Annotated in this window: 1 protein-coding gene; it reads right to left on the reverse strand. The window is 64.5% G+C overall.

The features are described 5' to 3' along the window. A partial coding sequence (locus tag AC0L3A_RS40915) for a transposase (protein WP_473256606.1) occupies positions 1–489 on the reverse strand: 489 nt, incomplete at its 3' end. Positions 490–549: the final 60 nt, after the last annotated feature.

The following is a 549-nucleotide window of genomic DNA, read 5'->3' on the forward strand; positions in this document are numbered from 1 at the left end:
CGCGGCGTGTTCGTCGATCCAACCGTCCTTCAGCCGGCCGATGGCGGATGCCGACAACCCGGCAGCATCCTTGCCGAGCAGCGCCGCCAGCGCCTCCGAGAAGTCGCCGGTGGAGATACCCTTCAGGTAAAGGATCGGCAGCAGCGTCTCGATCGATTTCGAGCGGCGCATGTAGGGCGGCAGGATCGACGGAGAGAACCGGATGCGACCAGGATCGGTAGCGGCCGCCTCGCGATCGCGTACACGCGGCTGACGGACGGCGACCGGACCGATCCCGGTCATCACCTCGCGTTCCGGCAGGTGACCGTGGCGCACGACGCGCTGGTGGCCGTCCGCGGTCTTCAAATCGGCATGCTGGCCGAGAAAGTCTGCGACTTCGGCCTCGACCGCCTTGGCGAGAAGGGCACGTGCCCCGTTGCGCAAGACTTCTGTGAGTTGATCGTCGAAGATTCCTGGCTGAATCAGCTGGATCACGTTATCGTTGGACACGGCATATCGCTCCTTCGGTGGAGAAGTGGAGGCGTCAAGCACCCCCACGATATGCCGCCT

The organism is Bradyrhizobium sp. MI1.3, from assembly GCF_055811695.1.